The 15,525-nt window shown below is 65.4% G+C and carries 17 protein-coding genes and 1 tRNA gene; 13 read left to right on the top strand and 5 right to left on the bottom strand.

Going from position 1 to position 15,525, the window contains the following annotated elements; genetic code table 11:
• Positions 1 to 266: 266 nt before the first annotated feature.
• Complete coding sequence (locus LB556_RS32140; RefSeq protein WP_411908628.1) at positions 267 to 455, bottom strand: hypothetical protein; 189 nt, start codon at positions 453 to 455, stop codon at positions 267 to 269.
• Between the two features lie 7 nt (positions 456 to 462).
• Entirely contained in the window at positions 463 to 642 is a 180-nt protein-coding gene (locus LB556_RS31370; RefSeq protein ID WP_224571261.1) for a hypothetical protein, read from the bottom strand.
• A 169-nt stretch (positions 643 to 811) separates the two neighbouring features.
• On the opposite strand from LB556_RS31370, the gene rsmI reads away from it, so the two are divergent.
• Together rsmI and LB556_RS31360 are read left to right on the top strand one after the other, a co-directional pair.
• A complete protein-coding gene (rsmI, locus tag LB556_RS31365) occupies positions 812 to 1,717 on the top strand; it encodes a 16S rRNA (cytidine(1402)-2'-O)-methyltransferase (RefSeq protein WP_224571260.1) in 906 nt (301 codons plus the stop codon).
• Positions 1,710 to 2,087 carry a YraN family protein gene (locus LB556_RS31360; RefSeq protein ID WP_224571259.1) on the top strand — a complete coding sequence of 126 codons (378 nt, stop codon included), beginning with the start codon at positions 1,710 to 1,712 and terminating at the stop codon, positions 2,085 to 2,087. The genes rsmI and LB556_RS31360 overlap by 8 nt, the downstream gene beginning before the upstream one ends.
• Positions 2,088 to 2,187: 100 nt before the next feature.
• Here the strand turns inward: LB556_RS31360 and LB556_RS31355 are convergent, their stop codons facing one another.
• Entirely contained in the window at positions 2,188 to 2,994 is an 807-nt protein-coding gene (locus LB556_RS31355; RefSeq protein WP_224571258.1) for an undecaprenyl-diphosphate phosphatase, read from the bottom strand.
• Positions 2,995 to 3,155: 161 nt separating this feature from the next.
• On the opposite strand from LB556_RS31355, the gene LB556_RS31350 reads away from it, so the two are divergent.
• The 11 genes from LB556_RS31350 to LB556_RS31300 all read left to right on the top strand — a co-directional run bounded on the left by LB556_RS31350 (position 3,156) and on the right by LB556_RS31300 (position 14,342).
• Positions 3,156 to 3,848: a glutathione S-transferase family protein gene (locus LB556_RS31350; RefSeq protein ID WP_224571257.1), complete on the top strand. Its 693-nt coding sequence runs from the start codon at positions 3,156 to 3,158 to the stop codon at positions 3,846 to 3,848.
• Positions 3,829 to 4,983 (top strand): tRNA epoxyqueuosine(34) reductase QueG, encoded by a 1,155-nt coding sequence (gene queG / locus LB556_RS31345; RefSeq protein WP_224571256.1) that lies wholly within the window; start codon positions 3,829 to 3,831, stop codon positions 4,981 to 4,983. Before LB556_RS31350 ends, queG begins: the two co-directional genes overlap by 20 nt.
• Positions 4,980 to 5,900 (top strand): SDR family oxidoreductase, encoded by a 921-nt coding sequence (locus LB556_RS31340; protein WP_224571255.1) that lies wholly within the window; start codon positions 4,980 to 4,982, stop codon positions 5,898 to 5,900. The genes queG and LB556_RS31340 overlap by 4 nt, the downstream gene beginning before the upstream one ends.
• A gap of 86 nt (positions 5,901 to 5,986) precedes the next feature.
• A complete protein-coding gene (mepA, locus tag LB556_RS31335; protein ID WP_224571254.1) occupies positions 5,987 to 7,069 on the top strand; it encodes a penicillin-insensitive murein endopeptidase in 1,083 nt (360 codons plus the stop codon).
• 220 nt (positions 7,070 to 7,289) lie between these two features.
• Complete coding sequence (locus tag LB556_RS31330) at positions 7,290 to 8,336, top strand: glucokinase (RefSeq protein WP_224571262.1); 1,047 nt, start codon at positions 7,290 to 7,292, stop codon at positions 8,334 to 8,336.
• A 78-nt stretch (positions 8,337 to 8,414) separates the two neighbouring features.
• Positions 8,415 to 10,274: an ABC transporter ATP-binding protein gene (locus tag LB556_RS31325; protein ID WP_224571253.1), complete on the top strand. Its 1,860-nt coding sequence runs from the start codon at positions 8,415 to 8,417 to the stop codon at positions 10,272 to 10,274.
• Positions 10,271 to 11,110 carry a 4-hydroxy-tetrahydrodipicolinate reductase gene (gene dapB, locus LB556_RS31320; RefSeq protein ID WP_224571252.1) on the top strand — a complete coding sequence of 280 codons (840 nt, stop codon included), beginning with the start codon at positions 10,271 to 10,273 and terminating at the stop codon, positions 11,108 to 11,110. The genes LB556_RS31325 and dapB overlap by 4 nt, the downstream gene beginning before the upstream one ends.
• A 31-nt stretch (positions 11,111 to 11,141) precedes the next feature.
• Positions 11,142 to 11,762: a 2,3-bisphosphoglycerate-dependent phosphoglycerate mutase gene (locus tag LB556_RS31315; protein WP_224571251.1), complete on the top strand. Its 621-nt coding sequence runs from the start codon at positions 11,142 to 11,144 to the stop codon at positions 11,760 to 11,762.
• 125 nt (positions 11,763 to 11,887) lie between these two features.
• Positions 11,888 to 11,972: transfer RNA gene (locus tag LB556_RS31310), tRNA-Leu, on the top strand.
• 370 nt (positions 11,973 to 12,342) lie between these two features.
• Complete coding sequence (locus tag LB556_RS31305; RefSeq protein WP_224571250.1) at positions 12,343 to 14,034, top strand: FAD-dependent oxidoreductase; 1,692 nt, start codon at positions 12,343 to 12,345, stop codon at positions 14,032 to 14,034.
• Complete coding sequence (locus LB556_RS31300; protein WP_224571249.1) at positions 14,034 to 14,342, top strand: UBP-type zinc finger domain-containing protein; 309 nt, start codon at positions 14,034 to 14,036, stop codon at positions 14,340 to 14,342. Before LB556_RS31305 ends, LB556_RS31300 begins: the two co-directional genes overlap by 1 nt.
• Positions 14,343 to 14,366: 24 nt before the next feature.
• Here the strand turns inward: LB556_RS31300 and LB556_RS31295 are convergent, their stop codons facing one another.
• Together LB556_RS31295 and LB556_RS31290 are read right to left on the bottom strand one after the other, a co-directional pair.
• Positions 14,367 to 14,849, bottom strand: a complete 483-nt coding sequence (locus LB556_RS31295) for a DUF2127 domain-containing protein (RefSeq protein WP_224571248.1) — start codon at positions 14,847 to 14,849, stop codon at positions 14,367 to 14,369.
• A gap of 200 nt (positions 14,850 to 15,049) precedes the next feature.
• Complete coding sequence (locus tag LB556_RS31290; RefSeq protein WP_224571247.1) at positions 15,050 to 15,430, bottom strand: YkvA family protein; 381 nt, start codon at positions 15,428 to 15,430, stop codon at positions 15,050 to 15,052.
• Positions 15,431 to 15,525 lie beyond the last annotated feature (95 nt).

Below are 15,525 nucleotides of genomic sequence, written 5' to 3'. Positions count from 1 at the left end.
GCCTGCCGCCGGGACTGCTGGCTGTGATGGGCCGCAGTCCCGGCCGCCAAACTACCCGATCCTTCTCAAACAATCCTCGGGCTTGACCCGAGGATCCGTGCCGCGGCCCTTGTCGAGGGGTGCGACGGACCAGATTCCGGCACCGTTGCAACGCCTTGCTTGATGTCATGGCATGGATCCTAGGGTCTGCGCCGCGTCGCTGCGCTCGTTGCTTTGCCCTAGGATGACGAAGTGAGGGCGGTCTTCGCGCTCACCGCGAAGGTTATTCAAGCGTCGTGCTTGTGGCGGTGCTTTCCGCGCTCCTTCTCGGCGTGCGACTCCCCAGCGCGAACCGGCTTGGCGTCGGCCTTTTCGCGTCGGGCGCGGTGCTGGTCGCCGATCGGATGCGGGGGCACGCCTTCTCTGGCGCTTTTCGTTTCAAGACGGGTGATGAAGATATCGAAGCGATTGGGCATCGTTCGGTCAGTGCTCCGTCGTGCTGTCTGGTTCGTTGTCGGAAAGTTTCACGTTGGTGGGCAAGGTGACCGCAGCCGGTTGCCTGGGCGGGCCGCTCTTGGCAAGCAGCCGCTTGTCTCGTGGCGAGGCGCGATTGCGGTCGGCGTAGTAGGGCGCGAAAGCGTCCTGTATCGTCAGGCTGTCCATCCTGTCCTCCCTTGGGAATCAGGGGGCTAAATCTGCCAAATCCGGTTTCGTTCCCTACTGTGGCGAAGGAATGGCGGCTACCTTACATCGGCGCCAGTTTTGCAAGCCGGCACAGGCTATGCCAAACAAGATTTGGCAGGCCAAAAAGGCTTGAACGGAGACGGCATCGGTGACTGGCGAGACGGGCAAGCGCAGCTATGTGGTCGGGCAGACCGAGATTGCGGCCCGTCCGCTCGATCCGGCGCTCTATCTGGTGGCGACGCCGATCGGCAATCTCGCCGACATCACGCTGCGTGCGCTGGAGACGCTGGCCGCCGCCGACATCGTCGCCTGCGAGGACACGCGGGTGTCGCGCGTGCTGCTCGACCGCTACGGCATTCGCCGCCGCACATCAGCCTATCACGAACACAATGCCGGCGAGGCCGGGCCAAAGCTGATCGCGGCACTTCAAGCCGGCCAGAGCGTGGCGCTGATTTCGGATGCCGGCACGCCGCTGGTCTCCGACCCCGGCTACCGGCTGGTCGGCGAGGCGCTGGATCAGGGCATTCGCGTCGTGCCGATCCCCGGCCCGTCGGCGCCGCTTGCCGCGCTCACGGCGTCGGGCCTACCGTCGGACGCCTTCCTGTTTGCCGGCTTCCTGCCGGTGAAGTCGGGCCAGCGTTTGGCAAGGCTGGAAGCTTTGAAGGCTGTGCCCGCGACGCTGATCTTCTTCGAATCGCCGCGCCGGCTGGCCGAGTCCCTCGGCGCCATGGTCGAAGCCCTCGGCGGCGAACGCAAGGCCGCCATCGGCCGGGAATTGACCAAGACCTTCGAGGAAATGCGCACCGGCACGCTGCGGGCGCTGGCCGACCACTATGCGGCGGCCGATACGCCGAAGGGTGAGATCGTCGTCTGTATCGGCCCCGCCGAGGCCAAGGCGGACCAGCCTGAAGACATCGACCGCCTGCTGCTCTCGCTCGCCGCCGAAATGCCGGCTTCAAAGGCCGCGGCGGAGGCCGCGAAGATGACAGGCGGCCAGAAGCAGGCGCTCTATCGGCGGCTGCTCGAGCTTAGGGATGCCCACGCCGATGGCTGAGCGCCCGAGCGCCAGCCGCCAGAAAGCCTATCGGCGCGGCCATCGCGGCGAATGGCTGGCCGCGATAGCATTGATTATGAAGGGCTACCGCATCCTGGCGCGCCGCCACCGCACGCGTTTCGGCGAGATCGACCTGATCGCACGGCGCGGCGATCTGGTGCTGTTCGTCGAGGTCAAGGCGCGCCGCACGCTGATGGAAGCCATGGAGGCGATCGGCCACGAATCCGAACGCCGCATCGAGGCGGCGGCCGACATCTGGCTGTCGCGCCAGTCCGATTATGGCAAGCTGTCGATGCGCTTCGACATGGTCGCTGTGTTGCCGTGGCGCTGGCCGGTGCATGTCGAGAATGCGTTTTATGGAAGGAATTAAGATAGCTACCTACGAGCGTTGCTCGCCCTTCGCTGGCTCAGGGCGTTCGTCGCTCAGGAAGCCAAGCAATTGGCTTCCTGTCCGCTTCGCGGATCGCTCCTCACCCCCAGATCATCAGCGCCACCAGCCCGACGATACCCACCACAAGCCGCCACCAGCCGAACAGCGAATAACCGTTGCGCGAGACGTAATCGAGCAGGAAGCGGACCACGAACAGCGCCGTGACGAAGGCGGCGGCGAAGCCGACGGCGATGATCGGCAGGTCGGCCGACGACAGCACGTTGCGGTTCTTGAACAGGTCGAAGGCGAAGGCGCCGACCATGGTCGGGATGGCGAGGAAGAAGGAAAATTCCGCCGCCGCCCGCTTGTCGACGCCCAGAAGCAGCGCGCCGACGATGGTCGAACCCGAGCGCGAGGTGCCGGGGATCAGCGACAGGCACTGGAAAAGTCCGATCTGCAGGTAGAGCCTGGTCGGGAAGCGTTCGACGTCGCGGTAGACGGGCTTGAGGTTCATGCGGTCGACCGCCAGCAGGATGACGCCGCCGATGATCAGCATGATGCAGATCAGCCGTGGCGATTCGAACAGCACCGTCTTGATGAAGTCGTGCGCCAGCGCGCCGATGATCGCGGCCGGCAGGAAGGCGATCAGGATGCCGATGACGAAATGCCGCGTCAGCCGGTCATGCGGCAGGTCGAGCAGCATCTGCCACAGCCGCCGGAAATAGACGCTGAGGATTGCCAGGATGGCGCCGAGCTGGATCAGGATCTCGAAGGCCTTGCCGGTTGACTGGAAGCCGAGGAAATGGCCGGCGAGCAGGATATGGCCGGTCGAGGACACCGGGATGAATTCGGTCAGTCCCTCCAGCAGGCCGAGCAGCAGGGCTTCGACGATGGTCTGGCTTTCCATTTCTACCTCGGCTTTGGCGTGACGGCTAACGGAATGGCTTGCTTGTCATGGCGCCGAAGTCCCCCTATAGGTCGCAACACCCCTGACGGCCCGCTGGCCGGGCGGCCAAGACTTACCGGTGCGCCCGGCGATTCGCCAGTGTGCTTTACAATCGCGGAACCATGCTGACGCTTTTCCACCATCCCATGTTCGCCACCTGCCGCTTCGTCCGCCTCGCCTTTGGCGAGTATGGCGAGGAGCTGGCGCTGATCGAGGAAAAGCCGTGGACGCGGCGCAAGGAGTTCCTGGCGCTGAACCCGGCCGGCACGCTGCCGATACTGCTGGCCGAAGGCGACGTGCCGATCGTCGGCGCGTCGGTGATTTCGGAATATCTCGACGAGACGCGCGGCGTGCTCAAGCGCGACAAGCGGCTGTTCGCCGAGGACCCGATGCAGCGCGCCGAAATCCGGCGGCTGATCGACTGGTATCTCAACAAGGCCGAAAGCGAGGTGACACGTCATCTTGTGCGCGAGCGTGTGCTGAAGCCGGTGATGCCGGAAACGGCGGGCGGCGGCTCGCCCGATTCGGGCGCCATCCGCGCCGCGCGCGCCAATATCCGCCAGCACATGAAATACACCAACTGGCTGGCCGGTACCCGCCACTGGCTGGCCGGCGGCAGGGTCACCTATGCCGATCTCGCGGCGGCCGCGACGCTGTCGGTGCTCGACTATCTCGGCGAGATCGACTGGCGCGAACACCCTGCCGCGCGCGAATGGTACACGCGGGTGAAGTCGCGGCCCTCCTTCCGGCCGCTCCTGACCGACCGCGTGCGCGGCCTGTCGCCGGTGTCGCATTATGCGGACCTCGATTTCTGACGCGGCAAAACTGCGTGCGCTGATCGACGCGGAGGCGCGGCGCGCCGGCTTCGACGCCGTCGCCGTCACCACCCCGAATGCCATCCCGCTGGCGCCGGCGCGGCTGGCCGAATTCGTCGCCGACGGCTTTCACGGCTCCATGGACTGGATCGCCGAAACGATTGCGCGCCGCGGCAAGCCTTCCACGCTTTGGCCCGACGTGCGCTCGATCGTGGTGCTGGCGATGAATTACGGCCCTGACCATGACCCGCGCGACCTGTTGTCGAAGCGCGACCGTGGCGCGATCTCGGTCTACGCGAAAAACCGCGACTATCACGAGGTGATGAAGGGCCGGCTGAAGGAAATCGCTGGCAAGATCGTCGCGTGCGCCGGCGGCGACGTGAAGGTTTTCGTCGACACGGCACCCGTCATGGAAAAGCCGCTGGCGCAAGCAGCAGGCCTGGGCTGGCAGGGCAAGCACACCAATCTGGTCAGCCGCGAGCACGGCTCCTGGCTGTTCCTCGGCACTATCTTCACCACGGCCGAATTGGCACCCGACCGGGCCGAAACAGACCATTGCGGCTCCTGCCGCGCCTGCCTCGACGCCTGCCCGACGGATGCGTTCCCCGCGCCCTACAGGCTCGATGCGCGGCGCTGCATCTCCTATCTCACCATCGAGAACAAGGGGCCGATCCCGCATGAATTCCGCGAGGCGATCGGCAACCGCATCTATGGCTGTGACGACTGCCTCGCCGCGTGCCCCTGGAACAAGTTCGCCCGCGCCGCTTCCGAGGCCAAGCTTGCCGCGCGCGACGATCTGCGCGAGCCGCCGCTCGCCGACCTGTTGGCCCTCGACGATGCGGCCTTCCGCGCCTTTTTTTCCGGCTCGCCAATCAAGCGCATCGGCCGCGACCGCTTTGTCCGCAACGTGCTGCTCGCCGCCGGCAATTCCGGCGACGCCGCGCTTGCTGGCAGCGTCCGGGACCTGCTTGGCGACGCCTCGCCGCTGGTGCGGGGCGCGGCAATATGGGCGCTGGCGCGGCTGGTGCCGGAAACCGAATATGCCGAACGGGCCGCCACCGGCCTGGAAACCGAGAACGACGCCGCGGTGCGCGAGGAATGGCGCCTGGCGCGGTCGAACAGGACGCATGCATGAGCGAAAAGCGGGTCTTCATCTTCGGCGCCGGCTATTCCGGCAAGGCCTTTGCCCGCGCCAACACGGCTGACGCCACGATCCTCGGCACGACGCGCTCCGAGGAAAAATTCGCAGCCCTGCGCCAGGCCGGCATCGCCCCGCTGCTGTTCGACGGCGCGCTGACCGTCGATATTGGCGAGGCATTGGAAAAGACGACGCATCTGCTGATTTCGGTCGCGCCGGAGGAAGCCGGCGATCCGGTGTTGAATGCCGCCCGCGAGGCGATCGCCCGTATGCCTGGCCTGCAATGGCTCGGCTATCTCTCGACCGTCGGCGTCTATGGCGATCATGGCGGCGCCTGGGTCGACGAAACCGCCGCCTGCCGGCCGGTATCGAAGCGTTCGGTCATGCGGGTCGAGGCCGAACAGGCCTGGCAGGCGCTCGGCCGGGAAATCGACCGGCCGGTGGCGATCCTGCGGCTGTCCGGCATTTACGGCCCGGGCCGCAACGCGCTGGTCAATCTGGAAAACGGCACGGCAAGGCGGCTGGTCAAGCCTGGCCAGGTGTTCAACCGCATCCATTGCGATGACATATCAGGTGCGCTGTGGCATCTGATCGGCGGCGATACGGGTGGCATCTTCAACATCACCGACGATGAGCCGGCGCCGCCGCAGGATGTCGTCGCCTACGCCGCTTCGCTGATGGGCGTTGACCCGCCGCCCGAAATCCCCTTCGACACCGCCCGACTTTCGCCCATGGCGCGGTCCTTCTATGGCGAGAACAAGCGCGTCGCCAACAGGGCCATCAAGGCGGCCGGCTACAGGTTTCGGTTTCCCGATTACCGCGCCGCCTTCGACCATATGTGGGCAAGCGGCGACTGGCGCGACGGCGAGCCGCGCAGTCCGATGAAGGGCGAAGCAATTCCGGGACAAGTGTGAAACGGTTTGCCTCGATTGCGCCAAGGAGCATTCGAAGCGTCGCACGTTGCGTGCTATGATTTCGGCGCGAGATTGCGGTGGGGTTGATGAACACAGTGACGCGGCCATCTCTCGGCAAAAAATCATTGCTAGCGGCAGCTTTTGGCCTGCTTGTGCTGGCCGGCCTCACCGTCCAGCCCGCCTTCGCCGAGGAACGGGCCAAGGACCTGTTCGGCGCCGCGAAACTGCCGACGGCGACCGCCCCGCAATCCTTCGGCTTCTATTCCAAGGGCTGCTTTTCAGGCGGCGTCGCGCTGCCCATGGACGGCATGAACTGGGAGGTGATGCGGCCGTCGCGCAACCGCCGCTGGGGCCATCCGGCGCTGATCGCGCTGATCGAGAAATTGTCGCGCGACGCGGCGTCCGACGGCTGGCCGGGCCTGTTGATCGGCGACATTTCGCAGCCGCGCGGCGGCCCGATGCTGAGCGGCCATGCCTCGCACCAGATCGGCCTTGACGCCGACATCTGGCTGACGCCGATGCCGGACCGCAAGCTTACCACCAGCGAACGCGAAAACATCAGCGCCACCTTGATGGTCGATGAAAAGACCCATCTGGTGAACGACGCGCTGTGGAAGCCGATGCATACGCGGCTTTTGAAGCGCGCCGCGAGCTACCCGGAAGTCGAGCGCATCCTGGTCAATCCGGGCATCAAGAAAAAGCTCTGCGACACCGTCACCGGCGACCGCTCCTGGCTGCGCAAGATCCGGCCGTTCTGGGGACACGACTACCATTTCCACATTCGCATCGGCTGCCAACCGGGCTCGCCCGCCTGCAAGGGGCAGGAAGCGACTCCGGCTGACGACGGCTGCGGCAAGCCATTGGCCTGGTGGTTCACGCAGGAGCCATGGCGGCCCAACACGAATCCGGATGCGCCGAAAGCCCGCGATCTGATGACGATGGCGAACCTGCCGAAGCAATGCCAGTTCGTGCTCGACGCGCCGGGGCCGGAATCGGTCGACGCGGTCACCTATCGTGGCGGTGACGTGCCGGTCGCGGTGGCGGAGCCGGACCCAGAACGAGCAACATCTTCCATCGGCGTGGCCACCTTGCCGGCCTCGATGAACGCCTTCACGGCTACGCCCGAGATCGGCGTGCCGGTGCCGCGCCCAAGGCCATCAGGCAACTGACGATTGACTGCCGAGGTCGGCGCTGCCCCTCATCGCCCTGCCGGCAGGCAGGTGAGGGGCGGCGCGGACATCGGCAAATCGGGGCAAGGACGGGATTCAAATTCGAGGCGATTGTCCTGGAACTGAAGCCAATCGGCTTTCCCTTTGCAGGGCCATGCGCTAGTCAACGGGAAAACGGCGGCACATAGCCGGGACGGACGAGAACATGCCAAGCACGAACATGCCAAGCACGGGCGATGACGAGACTTTGCTGCGGTTTCCGATCCTGATCGGCGATATCGGCGGCACCAATGCGCGCTTCTCGATCGTGCTCGACGCCAATTCCGAGGCCGGCGAGCCGACCATCGTCCAGACCGCCAATTACAACACCATCGACGACGCGATCCAGGCGGCGGTGCTCGACCGCTCGTCCGTTCGCCCGAATTCGGCGGTGCTGGCGGTGGCCGGCCCGGTTGATGGCGACGAGATCGAGCTCACCAACTGTCCCTGGGTGGTCAAGCCGAGGCAGATGTTCGCCAATCTGGGCTTGAGCGACATTGTCGTGCTCAACGATTTCGAGGCGCAGGCGCTGGCCGTCGTGGCGCTTGGCGAAGAGCATATGGAAAAGATCGGCGGCGGCACGCCGGAGCCCAATGCCGGGCGCGTGGTGCTGGGTCCGGGAACCGGGCTCGGCGTCGCCGGGCTGGTCCACGCGCTTCATCGCTGGATACCGGTCCCCGGCGAAGGCGGCCATATGGACATCGGGCCGCGCACGCCGCGCGATTTCGAGGTCTTCCCGCATATCGAGAAGCTCGAGGGCCGCATCTCGGGCGAGCAGATCCTGTGCGGCCGCGGTCTCGTCAACGTCTACCGGGCGGTAGCCAGGGCCGACGGCAAGCCGGCGCCCTTCACCACGCCGGCCGAGGTCACCGGTGCGGCGCTGGCCAGGACCGATCCGGTGGCGCAGGAAGCGCTGGAGACTTTCGTCACCTGTCTCGGGCGCACGGCGGGCGATCTCGCCCTGGTGTTCATGAGCCGCGGCGGCGTCTTTCTCACCGGCGGCATCGCGCAAAAGATCGTGCCGGCGCTGAAGCAGGGCAATTTCCGTGCCGCCTTCGAGGACAAGGCACCGCACAGCGCTCTGATGCGCACCATGCCGGTCTATGTCATCACCCACCCGCTGGCCGCCCTTCTCGGCCTTGCCGCCTATGCCAGGAACCCCTCGCTGTTCGGCGTCCAGACGGCGGGCCGGCGATGGCGCGACGAAGTTAGTCATCCCGAGGCATAGGCAAGCCGGCCGCTTGGCGTTAATAGGGGTGCCGAATTGCCCGGCCACGGGACGCGGAAACCGACAAAGCCTTCTGATTTGACCCTTCAAACTCCAAACAAGCTGAAAGCCCGGCCCGGCGAGGTCACAGCGGTGCTGCGCCGCATTCTCGCTGAGAACAGCCATGACTATCGCTGGACCTATGTGATGGTCATCACCTGCTCGCTGATCGTGTCGGGCACCACCGCCTTCACGGCCTGGATCATGGCTCCGATGGTCAACCAGATCTTCTACGAACGGCGCGGCGATGCGATCGTGTGGATCTGCGCCGGCTTCATGGCGGCGTTCCTGCTGCGTGGCTTCGCCGGTTACGGACAGGCGGTGGCGCTGGCCAAGATCGGCAACAATCTGGTGGCGCGCTACCAGAAGCGCATCTTCGATCACCTGATGAAGCTCGGCGTCGGCTTCTTCAACGACACGCGCTCGGGCCGGCTGGCGGCGCAGGTCAACGAGAATGTCGGCGGCATCCGCGACCTGCTGTCGTTGACGTTGACCTCGATCACCCGCGACGCGGTAACGCTGATCGGCCTTCTCGGCGTCATGATCTACCAGGATCCGGTCCTGTCGCTCAGTTCGCTGCTGATCGGCCCGCCGCTGATCTGGGCCGTCGTCTACCTCACCCGTCGCGTGCGCCGCATAACCCGCGAATCCGTGCTGATCAACTCGCGGCTGATCGGCGCCGTGCAGGAAGCCACGCAAGGCATCGCCATCGTCAAGGCCTTCACCATGGAGGACGAGCTGTCGGGCCGCATCGGCAAGCTCGCCAGCGACGCCGAACAGCGCTCGAACAAGATTGCCCGGGTCTCCGAACGGCTGGCGCCGATTTCCGACATGCTGGCCGGCCTCGCCGTCACCTCCGTCATCGCCTATTCCGGTTACCGGGCACTCGTTCTCGGGCAGCCGCCGGGCGCCGTCTTTTCCTTCATCACCGCGCTGATCCTGGCCTATGACCCGGCACGGCGCCTGGCGCGCATGCAGGTCGGCATGGAGCGGGCGCTGGTCAACGCGCGCATGATCTACGAGCTGCTCGACCTGGAACCGAAGCAGGGCGATGCCCCGGATGCCACGCAGGCGCATTTCACCACGGGCGAAGTGCGTTTCGACAACGTGTCCTTCCGTTATGTCGAGGAAGCACCCGTCCTTCAGGGGCTGAGCTTCGTCGCCGCCGCCGGCAAGATGACCGCCGTCATCGGCGCATCCGGCGCCGGCAAGACGACGCTGGTGGCGCTGCTGCAGCGTTTCTACGACGTCGAGAGCGGCACGATCACGATCGACGGCCAGGACATTTCCAAGGTCACCAAACAGTCGCTGCGCGGCTCGATCGCCTATGTCTCGCAGGCGCCCTATCTGTTCGAAGGCACCATCCGCGACAACATCCGCTACGGCCGCCCTTCGGCCACCGACGCCGAGATCGAACAGGCCGCGCGCCTGGCCGCGGCCGACGAGTTCATCCGCCAGCAGCCGCAAGGCTATGACACGCCGGTCGGCGAGAACGGCGCCACGCTTTCGGGCGGCCAGCGCCAGCGCGTGTCGATCGCCCGCGCCATCGTGCGCCAGGCGCCGATCCTGCTGCTCGACGAGGCGACATCGGCGCTCGACAACGAGGCCGAAGCCCGTGTCCAGCAGGCGCTTACCAAGGTCATGGAAGGGCGCACCACTATCGTCATCGCACACCGCCTGTCGACCGTGGTCAATGCCGACCACATTATCGTGCTGGAACAAGGCCATCTGGTCGAAGAGGGGACGCACGCCTCGCTTATGGCCGATCCGCACAGCGTCTATGCCCGGTTCCACCGGATACAAGGCGTCAAGGGCCTGGGGCTTGTCGACGACAGCGCGCCGGCCGAGACTACGGTTCAGGAACTAGAAATCCAGCACGTCGCCGGGAGCAAGGCATGAGCGAGGCAACAGCCGGCAAGCCGGACAGCGATATGGGCCTTGTGGTGGTCGGCGCGGCCGGCCGCATGGGCCAGACGCTGATCCGCGCCATCCACGCCATTGCGGGCGCCCGCGTCATCGGCGCGGTCGAACGCGGGGGTTCGCCTCATCTGGGCAAGGATGCCGGCGAGCTGGCAGGCGTCGGCCGCATCGGCGTGGCGATCGGCAGTGATCCCCTGCCGGTCTTCGCCACGGCCGATGGCGTGCTCGATTTCACCACCCCGGCCTCGACGGTCGAGTTCGCCGGCTACGCGGCGCAGGCGCGCATCGTCCATGTCATCGGCACCACCGGCTGCTCGGCCGAAGATAATGCGAAAATCGCTGCCGCCGCGCGCCACGCGACCATCGTCAAGTCCGGCAATATGAGCCTCGGCGTCAATCTGCTGGCGGTGCTGGTCGAGCAGGCGGCGCGCGCGCTCGATGCCGACGATTTCGACATCGAAATCCTCGAAATGCACCACAGGCACAAGGTCGACGCGCCGTCGGGCACGGCGCTTCTGCTCGGCGAAGCCGCCGCCGCCGGGCGCGGCATCGCACTGGCCGGCAATGACGTGCGTTCACGCGACGGCCATACGGGTGTGCGACAAACCGGCTCGATCGGCTTTGCCGCGCTGCGTGGCGGCTCGGTGGTCGGCGACCACAGCGTGATTTTGGCCGGCACGGGAGAGCGCATCACGCTGTCCCACCATGCCGAGGACCGCGCCATCTTCGCTCGCGGCGCCGTCAAGGCCGCGCTGTGGGCGCGCGACAGGAAGCCGGGCCTCTATTCGATGCGGGACGTGCTCGGGCTTGGCTGAGAACGTCGAACCCCAACCCCAGGGAGCAAAAATGTCGAGAACCCTCGTGCTCGTGCGCCACGGCCAGAGCGAATGGAACCTGAAGAACCTGTTCACCGGCTGGCGTGACGTCGACCTGACCGAGCAGGGCCATGCCGAGGCCAAGGCCGCCGGGCAAAAACTCAAGGCGCGCGGACTGAAATTCGACATCGCCTTCACCTCGGCGCTGGTCCGGGCACAGAAGACTTGCCAGCACATCCTCGACGCCGTCGGCCAGAGCGACCTCAAGACCATTCGCGACCAGGCGCTGAACGAGCGCGACTATGGCGACCTCTCCGGCCTCAACAAGGACGACGCCCGCCAGAAATGGGGTGAGGAGCAGGTGCATGTCTGGCGCCGCTCCTACGACGTGCCGCCGCCCGGCGGCGAGAGCCTGAAGGACACCGGCGCCCGTGTCTGGCCCTACTACCTGCACGATCTGCAGCCGCATGTGCTGCGCGGCGGCACGGTGCTGGTGGCGGCGCACGGAAATTCGCTGCGCGCGCTGATCATGGCACTGGACGGCAAGTCGGGCGAGGAGATCGTCAAGCTGGAGCTCGGCACCGGCGTCCCGGTGATCTACCAGCTCAACGCCGATTCGACCGTGGCTTCGAAGGAAGTGCTGGAAGGCTGACCGTCGGTCATTTCCGATGATTGTGAACGTTGGCAGCGCCGGCGCCCGAAACCGAGCCGGCGCGTGGCGACCTTGAAAAAAGCGCGTTGACAGCAATCGCTTGCCCGCTTATTGAGCCCGCACCAGCCCAGATGGCGGAATTGGTAGACGCGCACGGTTCAGGTCCGTGTTCCGCAAGGAGTGGAGGTTCGAGTCCTCTTCTGGGCACCAAATTCCCGTTTCGAACCGTTCGTGGTTCAGACACCTAAAAAGCCCGGCTCGTCCGGGCTTTTTATTGGTTTGTGCAATGCGAACGCCGTCAGACGGCGAGCCTGCGCGTGGTCTCGATCGAAGCCTCGGCGATGACATCGATTGTGTCATCGTCTGCAGCGTCGTCAGCGCGGATTCCGTCGAAAGCACGCGGACCTTGGGGTCCTTCCTGAAAGGAGCTGACGCGGCGTAGCACGAAATCCTGAAAATCGTGATGCTCGGGCGAAGCCGAGGATCAGGAGGATGTCGCTGCCATCGCCCAACCTCCCCTCCTGGCCAGTTCGTGAACAAACCGCTTCAAACCGGGCGCCCGCTTCGCTACGCTCGCAACATGTCTCAATCCAGCACCGCGATCTTCGGCGCCCGCCGCGACCAGGCCTTTCCCACGCTGGCCGAGGCGGACATCGAGCGCATGCGCCGGTTCGGCGAGGCCGGCGGCTACGCCGCCGGCGAGCACATTTTCGAGGCCGGCGATGTTTCCCCGGGGCTGATCGTCGTCCTGTCGGGCAAGGTCGACATCACGCAGGACGGCAAGCTCGGCCGGCGCGAGACGATCGTCACTCATGGCCCGCGCAGCTTCGTCGGCGAGCTGGCGCAGCTTTCGGCCCGTCCCTCGCTGGTCAATGCGCGGGCGGCCGAGCCTGTCGAGGCGCTCGTCATCTCCTCGCAGCGGCTGCGCGACCTGATGGTGCAGGAGGCCAATCTCGGCGAGCGCATCATGCGGGCGCTCATTCTGCGCCGCGTCGGGCTGCTCGAGAGCGGCACGATCGGTCCCATCGTCGTCGGGCCGGCCGACAATGGCGACGTCCTTCGCCTGCAGGGCTTCCTCACCCGCAGCGGCCAGCCCCACCGCGTGCTCGATTCCAAGACCGATCCTTGTGCGAAGACCCTGTTCGAGCACTTCCGTGTCGATCCCCACCACCTGCCGGTGGTGCTGTGCCCGAACGGCAGGCTGCTGCTCAATCCGGCCGAGAAAGACCTCGCCCGCTGCATCGGCCTGATGCGGCCGGTCGACGCCACCATGGTCTATGATGTCGCCATCGTCGGCGCCGGACCCGCAGGGCTGGCGGCGGCTGTCTATGCGGCCTCCGAAGGCCTGTCGACCATCGTGCTCGATTGCCGGGCCTTCGGCGGCCAGGCCGGCGCTTCCGCCCGCATCGAGAACTACCTCGGCTTCCCCACGGGCATTACCGGCATGGCGCTGATGGCGCGCGCCTACAACCAGGCGCAGAAATTCGGCGTCGAGATGGTGATCCCCGACGAGGTGAAGCTGCTCGGTGCCGCCACCGACGGCGCGCGCTACCAGCTTGCGGTCGGCGACGGCGAAACGGTGCGCACGCGCTCGGTGGTGATCGCCAGCGGCGCGCGTTACCGCCGCCTCGACGTCCCCAACCTCGCCGAGTTCGAGGGCACATGCGTGCATTATTGGGCCTCGCCAATCGAAGCACGGCTTTGCGGCGGCCAGGAAGTGGCGCTGGTCGGCGCCGGCAATTCGGCCGGCCAGGCGGCCGTCTACCTGGCCAGCCATGTCAGGAAAGTGGCGCTGCTGGCGCGTGGCGGCAGTCTCGAGGCCTCGATGTCGCGATATCTCGTCGAGCGCATCAGGGCGCAGCCCAACATCGAGGTGCTGACCGGCACCGAGATCGAGGCGCTGGATGGCGAGGAAGGCAATCTCGCCACTGTCCGCTGGCGCGACCGAGCGAGCGGCGCCGTGACGACGCGGCCGATCCGCCATCTCTTCCTGTTCATCGGTGCCGACCCGAACACCGATTGGCTCGCCCAATCCGACGTGGCGCTGGACGCCAGGGGTTTCATCCGCACCGGATCGGACATAGCATCGACGCATGGCGTGATGGAGACGAGCCGCAGCGGCGTGTTCGCCATCGGCGACGTACGCTCCGGCTCGGTCAAACGCGTCGCGGCGGCTGTCGGCGAAGGCGCCCAGGTGGTGGCGGCATTGCATGCGTTTCTTGCGCGGGAAGGCAGCCATGCCGACGCGCCTCAATCGGTCGGGAGAGTGTGATGGCTGACGAATGCAAACACGCGGCTGGGATCAAGGACGTGACGCCGAGCGCGCTCGGCTGCGAGGAGTGCTTGAAGAGCGGCTCGTGGTGGGTGCATCTGCGGCTCTGCCGCACCTGCGGCCATGTCGGCTGCTGCGACGACTCGCCCAACCGTCACGCGACAAAACATTTCCACACCACCAGCCATCCGGTCATCGAGGGCTACGATCCGCCGGAAGGCTGGGGCTGGTGTTATGTCGACGAGATCTTCCTCGACCTCGGCGACCGCACGACCCCGCAGAACGGCCCGATCCCCCGGTTTTATTGAGAGACAAGGCCGGCAACTCAACCATCATGCCGCCTTGTGTTGTCGCACGATCCTCCATTCATACCAGATCAACACCATGACGACCGCATCGAAGACGGTCAGGACCAGCAGGCCGAATGATTGGGTGTATGAGTAGCGGTAGACTTGATAGACCATGAACAAGCCCAAAGCCGCGAGCGAGGCAGGGTAAGACCAGAGCTTGCCTCTCAAAAGCCCGACCACCAAGGCAAGCTTTATCAGGCCGTGGCTAAGCAGGTAGAAGGCATAAAACTCCTTGCTGGCGATCGAAAAATGGCTTGCCATGCGCGACAGGTGGCCAGCTATGAAATCGTTCGGATCTTCGATCAATTCCTCCGCAGTGAGGGCATTGACCCAGGAGGCAATGGTATCGGTGGTGATGACATAGAGCAGAATCCCGCCGATGCATTCGATCAGCGCATGCGCGCCCTTAAGCCATAGGCTGAATTCAAAGATCTGGTGGATGCGGTGTTCACCGACAAGCTTCAAGAATCCACCTCACAACCAACCACGGAATCCGATACCAATGGATGTAACTTTAACACACTGGATAAATGCCGCGGCCGGCATCAGCCCACTATCTTGATAGGACGATAATAGGCGTCTCACAAATCGGCGTTCCTCTGATGGTTCTGGCTGTGGTCCTGCAATGGTGGGAGCGCAACGCGCTGTTCGTCGTTACAGGGGCGTCAGCCGGCGAAGTATCGATACGCCAGCCATCCCGCCAGCGCGACCGAGACGGCCCAGATACAGGCGATGACCACCGCCGCGCTGCAGCTCACGGGCCTGTCAACGGCAAGAGCGACGGCCCCCCTGTGTTCTGCCATGACCTCGGGCGGTATCATCTTGACCACGGCAAGGATTCCCAAGGGAACCAGGATTGCATCATCAAGGTAGCCCACCAAGGGGATGAAATCGGGAATCAGGTCGATTGGAGACAAGGCATAGCCCGCGACACACATGGCAAGCGCCCTGGCGTACCACGGCGTTCGGGGATCGCGGGCGGCAAGGTAGAGCGCATGCACGTCGCGCTTGATCGCTCGGGCCCATTCGCGCAGTGCTGTAGCCATTGGACGACTGTAGCGCCAAAGGATTGTTTGAGAAGGATCGGGTAGTTTGGCGGCCGGGACTGCGGCCCATCACAGCCAGCAGTCCCGGCGGCAGG

The sequence above is a fragment of the Mesorhizobium sp. ES1-4 genome (genome assembly GCF_020164745.1).
Lineage (GTDB): Bacteria > Pseudomonadota > Alphaproteobacteria > Rhizobiales > Rhizobiaceae > Mesorhizobium.
The sequence above is the reverse complement of the archived record's forward strand: the minus strand, read 5'-3'. Positions and strand labels throughout refer to the sequence as shown.

What these genes read in the sequence shown, in the direction of transcription:
- LB556_RS32140 (WP_411908628.1), bottom strand. Translation starts at nt 455, where the DNA reads ATGCCCAATCGCTTCGATATCTTCATCACCCGTCTTGAAACGAAAAGC.
- LB556_RS31370 (WP_224571261.1), bottom strand. Translation starts at nt 642, where the DNA reads ATGGACAGCCTGACGATACAGGACGCTTTCGCGCCCTACTACGCCGAC.
- LB556_RS31360 (WP_224571259.1), top strand. Translation starts at nt 1,710, where the DNA reads ATGGCTGAGCGCCCGAGCGCCAGCCGCCAGAAAGCCTATCGGCGCGGC.
- LB556_RS31355 (WP_224571258.1), bottom strand. Translation starts at nt 2,994, where the DNA reads ATGGAAAGCCAGACCATCGTCGAAGCCCTGCTGCTCGGCCTGCTGGAG.
- LB556_RS31350 (WP_224571257.1), top strand. Translation starts at nt 3,156, where the DNA reads ATGCTGACGCTTTTCCACCATCCCATGTTCGCCACCTGCCGCTTCGTC.
- queG (WP_224571256.1), top strand. Translation starts at nt 3,829, where the DNA reads ATGCGGACCTCGATTTCTGACGCGGCAAAACTGCGTGCGCTGATCGAC.
- LB556_RS31340 (WP_224571255.1), top strand. Translation starts at nt 4,980, where the DNA reads ATGAGCGAAAAGCGGGTCTTCATCTTCGGCGCCGGCTATTCCGGCAAG.
- mepA (WP_224571254.1), top strand. Translation starts at nt 5,987, where the DNA reads ATGAACACAGTGACGCGGCCATCTCTCGGCAAAAAATCATTGCTAGCG.
- LB556_RS31330 (WP_224571262.1), top strand. Translation starts at nt 7,290, where the DNA reads ATGCCAAGCACGGGCGATGACGAGACTTTGCTGCGGTTTCCGATCCTG.
- dapB (WP_224571252.1), top strand. Translation starts at nt 10,271, where the DNA reads ATGAGCGAGGCAACAGCCGGCAAGCCGGACAGCGATATGGGCCTTGTG.
- LB556_RS31315 (WP_224571251.1), top strand. Translation starts at nt 11,142, where the DNA reads ATGTCGAGAACCCTCGTGCTCGTGCGCCACGGCCAGAGCGAATGGAAC.
- LB556_RS31305 (WP_224571250.1), top strand. Translation starts at nt 12,343, where the DNA reads ATGTCTCAATCCAGCACCGCGATCTTCGGCGCCCGCCGCGACCAGGCC.
- LB556_RS31300 (WP_224571249.1), top strand. Translation starts at nt 14,034, where the DNA reads ATGGCTGACGAATGCAAACACGCGGCTGGGATCAAGGACGTGACGCCG.
- LB556_RS31290 (WP_224571247.1), bottom strand. Translation starts at nt 15,430, where the DNA reads ATGGCTACAGCACTGCGCGAATGGGCCCGAGCGATCAAGCGCGACGTG.